This window comes from Microcystis sp. M079S1, assembly GCF_020246425.1.
Lineage (GTDB): Bacteria > Cyanobacteriota > Cyanobacteriia > Cyanobacteriales > Microcystaceae > Microcystis > Microcystis aeruginosa.
The window spans coordinates 1-5,069 of the sequence record NZ_JADBSZ010000138.1 but is presented as its reverse complement, the minus strand read 5'-3'; the positions used below and the strand labels follow the sequence as shown (position 1 = coordinate 5,069).

At 42.7% G+C, this 5,069-nt stretch carries 5 protein-coding genes and 1 pseudogene; 5 read left to right on the top strand and 1 reads right to left on the bottom strand.

Annotated elements, in window-relative coordinates:
* The first annotated feature begins 446 nt into the window (after positions 1–446).
* From IM456_RS09060 to IM456_RS09040, 5 genes are all read left to right on the top strand, one after another.
* Positions 447–641, top strand: a complete 195-nt coding sequence (locus IM456_RS09060; protein WP_306342189.1) for a hypothetical protein — start codon at positions 447–449, stop codon at positions 639–641.
* A gap of 26 nt (positions 642–667) precedes the next feature.
* A complete protein-coding gene (locus tag IM456_RS09055; RefSeq protein ID WP_149986884.1) occupies positions 668–2,239 on the top strand; it encodes a hydantoinase B/oxoprolinase family protein in 1,572 nt (523 codons plus the stop codon).
* Positions 2,240–2,365: 126 nt separating this feature from the next.
* Positions 2,366–3,409, top strand: coding sequence for a tRNA (adenosine(37)-N6)-threonylcarbamoyltransferase complex transferase subunit TsaD (tsaD, locus tag IM456_RS09050; RefSeq protein ID WP_287691620.1), 1,044 nt, complete (start codon positions 2,366–2,368; stop codon positions 3,407–3,409).
* 223 nt (positions 3,410–3,632) lie between these two features.
* Positions 3,633–4,514, top strand: a complete 882-nt coding sequence (truB, locus tag IM456_RS09045) for a tRNA pseudouridine(55) synthase TruB (RefSeq protein ID WP_149988792.1) — start codon at positions 3,633–3,635, stop codon at positions 4,512–4,514.
* 173 nt (positions 4,515–4,687) lie between these two features.
* Positions 4,688–4,897 (top strand): hypothetical protein, encoded by a 210-nt coding sequence (locus IM456_RS09040; protein ID WP_172970592.1) that lies wholly within the window; start codon positions 4,688–4,690, stop codon positions 4,895–4,897.
* Here the strand turns inward: IM456_RS09040 and IM456_RS09035 are convergent.
* A pseudogene (locus IM456_RS09035) lies at positions 4,864–5,069 on the bottom strand (IS630-like element ISMae27 family transposase); the annotation flags it as partial. The gene IM456_RS09040 and the pseudogene IM456_RS09035 sit on opposite strands and share 34 nt — an antisense overlap.

Sequence of the window (5,069 nt, the reverse complement as noted above, 5' to 3'; positions counted from 1 at the left end):
GGCTTGCTGAATAATGGTAAAACCCTTTTAAAATAAGGCTTTTGACCTGTTAAAATCCGATGTTCATGCTGCGAAAATAGGATTAAGACCTTCAAAAACCTGGCATTATCCTTCTTTTAGTACATAAACTGGTACAAAAAAAAGAGGGCAACAAAGCCTGAAACGACCGGCTCCTGACTCGGAGACTCCTGACTCCTAACCCCACCAACAAACTTTTTGCCGCAAACCCTATTTAGTTGGTTGATTACCTTGGTTCGCCGTGGAGGGTTTCGGACAGTTCCCCAAGCTCGGCGTTTATGGGCTAATCAAATTGACACAATTTTTGCCTTACTTTTATGAAACTACCCTGCCCTGTCCCCCTTGATCAGGGGGGTGCCGATAGGCGGAGGGAGCTGACAATTTTTAACACCTACCTACTTAGGGCTTGCTGAAAAAGCTTTTCGGTGGTGGCAGGGTGTGGGGTGTGGGGTTTTATCGATTTTCAGGTGGTCAAGTACCTAATTTTCAGGGAAAAAGTCCCGGAATTTTCCCCCCGATCCCCGCAATGGCTGGCACTTTTTGAGGGGAAAAAAGTCCAAAAGTCTTATCCAACAAGGTTTTTAGATTTATTCAGCAGACCTTACTTAATCACTGATAACTGATCAAGTCCCCAATCTATAACTTTTCTATGTCCCCTCTCAATTCTCACCGCACAGAAATAACTACCATTGCCGATCCTATTTATCTAGAAATCTTTAAAAATCTCTATCAATTTATTGCCGAAGAAATGGGGATTACTCTCCAAAATACGGCAGCAAGTGTCAATATTAAAGAGCGCCTAGACTTCTCCTGTGCTATCTTTGATCAGGTGGGAAATTTAATCGCCAATGCTCCTCATATCCCTGTCCATTTAGGCTCTATGGCCGATAGTGTTAAAAGCTTAATTCAGGATAAAGGGGAGACGATTCGTCCCGGAAATGTTTATCTGGCTAATAATCCTTATAATGGCGGTACTCACCTGCCAGATGTCACAGTAATTAGTCCTATTTTTGACCGACAAAATCAGGAAATATTATTTTATCTTGCCTCCCGGGGACATCAAGCCGATATCGGTGGAATTACCCCCGGTTCTATGCCTCCCCACTCTGTCCATATTAGCGAAGAAGGAATTTTATTCGATAATTTTTTGCTGGTAGCGGCGGGACAGTTTCGGGAACAAGAATTAATTAATCACTTAACTAATAGTCCTTTTCCCGCTCGCAATATCGCCCAAAACATTGCCGATTTTCAGGCACAAATAGCCGCTAATGCCAAGGGGGAAAGAGAATTACATAATATGGTTGAGCGCTACGGATTAGCTATGGTTAAAGCCTATCAACAGTTCGTTCAAGATAATGCGGAATTAGCGGTTAGAAAAGCTATATCTGTCCTGAAAGATGGTGAATTTACTTATTATCTGGATAACGGTGCTGTCATCAAGGTCAGAATTAGCATAGATATTGATAATTGTCAAGCAACCATCGATTTTACTGGCACATCTGACCAGTTAAATAATAATTTTAATGCACCCCTAGCAGTGACAAGAGCGGCGGTTTTATACGTTTTTCGTACCCTTGTGGAGGAGGCAATCCCTTTAAATGCTGGCTGTTTCAAACCCCTCCATTTAATTATCCCGTCTGGCTGTTTTCTTAATCCCGTTTATCCAGCGGCCGTAGTAGCAGGAAATGTAGAAACTTCCCAGGCAATAGTTAATGCTTTATACGGTGCTTTAGGCATTCAAGCAGCCAGCCAAGGGACGATGAATAATTTCACTTTTGGCAATCAAGAATATCAATATTATGAGACTATTTGTGGCGGTTCTGGTGCGGGGGCAAATTTTGCGGGAACCGCTGCGGTACAAACCCAGATGACTAATTCCCGTCTCACCGATCCAGAAGTATTAGAAATGCGCTATCCTGTGTTAGTAGAAAGTTTTAGCATTCGCCCCGATAGTGGCGGTAAGGGACAATATTCTGGAGGTGATGGTGTGATTAGAAGGATTAAATTTCAAGAGGCTATGACCGCCAATATTTTATCGGGTAATCGCCTGATTCCCCCCTTTGGACTGGCGGGAGGAAAAGCAGGTAAAATAGGACGTAATGCCGTGGAAAGAAACGATGGAACTATCGAAGAATTGCCCGGTACTGCGACTGTAGAAATGAACCTTGGTGATATTTTTATTATTGAAACCCCCGGCGGTGGTGGCTATGGAAATTGCTGAACGATAACTTTAATTAAGTACCTAAGCAAAATTAATTACACATATCTAACTAGCTTTTGCCTTTTGCCTTTTGCCTTTTGCCTATCCTAACCAAGAAGTTAATTTTGTCCTATTACTTATTAATTCATGACAATTATCTTAGCGATCGAAACCAGTTGCGATGAAACAGCTGTGGCTATTGTTAACAATAACCATGTCCTGAGTAGTGTGGTTTCTTCTCAAATTGATCTCCATCGTCTCTATGGCGGTGTTGTGCCAGAAATGGCCTCCCGACAACACCTAGAAACCATTAATTTTTGTCTAGAAAAAGCTTGGCAAGAAACTGGGTTAAATTGGTCAGAAATTGATGGAATAGCCGCCACAGTTGCCCCTGGTTTAGTAGGTGCTTTAATGGTGGGAATGACGGCAGCTAAAACCCTGGCTATTGTCCAGGATAAACCCTTTATCGGCATTCATCATCTCGAAGGTCATATCTATGCTTCCTATCTAGCTGAACCCGATCTTAAACCTCCTTTTTTATCTCTTTTAGTCTCTGGGGGTCATACCAGTTTAATCCATGTGCAGGCCTGCGGTAAATATCAACAATTAGGAACTACTAGAGATGATGCAGCCGGAGAAGCTTTTGATAAAGTGGCACGATTATTAAACTTAAGTTATCCAGGTGGTCCGATAATCGATCGCATGGCCAAAGATGGTAATCCCCAAGCTTTTCCCTTGCCTGAAGGTAAAATATCTTTACCAACTGGCGGTTTTCATGCCTACGATTCCAGTTTTAGTGGTTTAAAAACTGCTGTTTTGCGCTTAGTAGAGAAATTCGAGCCAGATAATTTACCTGTAGCTGATATAGCCGCTAGTTTTCAAGATACGGTAGCCAGAAGTTTAACCCGTCGGACAATCAATTGTGCCTTAGATTATGACTTAAAAACTATCACAATCGGGGGAGGAGTGGCGGCCAATAGTGCCTTAAGAAATCATCTGGAAACTGCCGCCAAAAATCATCATTTAACCGTCTATTTTCCGCCGCTTAAACTCTGTACCGATAACGCCGCTATGATTGCTCGCGCTGCCGTTGATCATTATGATCTTGGTCATTTTTCTGACCTTTCTATCGGTGTTCGTTCCCGTTTACCTTTAAGCGAAGTTATGCAATTATATAATATTAGCTTCTAACCGTCGGTCGTCAGTATTCTCCGAGTCAGTCCCGATGAAAAAATTTTCACCCCCACAGATGAAAGAGGTTTCCTTCCCTACACCCCACACCCCACACCCTACACCCTCTTTCAAGTCAGGAGACTCCGAGACAGGAGACAGCTTTTATTTATTATCCCTTCTCCCCCAACCCCACACCCCACACCCCACACCCCACACCCCACACCCCACTTCATAATTCATCATGTTTGGCTTTTTAAATCTCAATAAACCCCCCGATTGGACTTCTCACGATTGCGTGGCTAAAGTACGAAAAATTCTTAAGAGTAAACGAGTCGGCCATGGGGGAACTTTAGATCCTATGGCTACGGGAGTTTTACCGATCGCCGTCGGGGCTGCCACCCGATTACTGGCCTATTTACCCGAAAATAAGGCTTATCGGGCAAAAATCCAGTTAGGACTCACCACTGATACCGATGATATTACGGGAAAAGCGATCGCTGCTTGTCCCTGTCCCGATTTAACTTTAGAGACAGTTAAGCCCCATTTAGCGGAATTTATCGGCAAGATCGCCCAGATTCCGCCGATGTATAGTGCTATTCAAAAGGATGGTCGCCGTCTCTACGAATTGGCTCGCAAAGGGGAAATAATCGCAGTGGAGCCTCGTCAGGTCAAAATTGACCAAATTAAGGTTTTAGACTGGTTAGAGGGCGAATTTCCGCAAATAGAGCTAGATATTCACTGTGGATCGGGGACTTATATTCGTTCCCTGGCCAGAGATTTGGGGAAGGTGTTAGCTGTCGGTGGTACTTTAGCCAGTTTAACTCGCACAGAAAGCTGTGGTTTTCAATTAGCCGATAGTATTAATCTCGAAGCTTTAATGGCTAATTCCGAGGGGTTAATTTCGCCTCGCATTGCCTTGGCTCATCTAGACTGGATTTATTTAATATCAGAGAGAATTATCGATTGGTTTCACGGCAGAAAAATTAATCTAACCGATACAAATGTTAGGATCGGTTCTATGGTTGCTGTGGAGTCTTTAGAGGCTCAATTTCTCGGCATTGGTGAGATAGTTGTCATAGAAGATGAGTACTACCTACAGCCTAAAATAGTTATTCAGCAATAGGGTTAATAATGGGTAGATATCAATTTTGTAGAAATATCTATATTACATTTGGGCGCAACGCATACCATTGGTGTCAACTTAAGCAAGAGGCTTAATTATAAAGAGTAGCTGATCATCCAAGAGGAAGGAAGTAAAAAATGGTAAAATAAGGCGGAGAAGTCAGAGGTGAGTCAGTGAAAACGCGCTCTAAGCAACGACCGAAAAAAGAGAGGAATCCCGACTTACGCCGTCAATGTCAGTCGCCAGTCTTAGAAATTCCTCAAATGGTAGAAGAATTAACTCAATACTTAACACCCACTTTATTTACTCCCTTAAAATATCTCCAGGGAAATCATGAGAACGCCAATTCAAAAGTTTCCCATGCCAGAGAATTTTTCAGGTAAAGCCAAACTCTCTGTTGCGGGGTTAACTTCGGGACAACAAGAAGGTTGATAAAACCAGATAATATTGTCGGGAATTTCTAAGTGTACCGCCATATGTGCAGGAGCGTTATCTACTTGTAAAATATGTAATTCATTGGGAAAAGCTTGCGATAGTTGTAATAGATATTCTCCG

What these genes read in the sequence shown, in the direction of transcription:
- IM456_RS09055 (WP_149986884.1), top strand. Translation starts at nt 668, where the DNA reads ATGTCCCCTCTCAATTCTCACCGCACAGAAATAACTACCATTGCCGAT.
- tsaD (WP_287691620.1), top strand. Translation starts at nt 2,366, where the DNA reads ATGACAATTATCTTAGCGATCGAAACCAGTTGCGATGAAACAGCTGTG.
- truB (WP_149988792.1), top strand. Translation starts at nt 3,633, where the DNA reads ATGTTTGGCTTTTTAAATCTCAATAAACCCCCCGATTGGACTTCTCAC.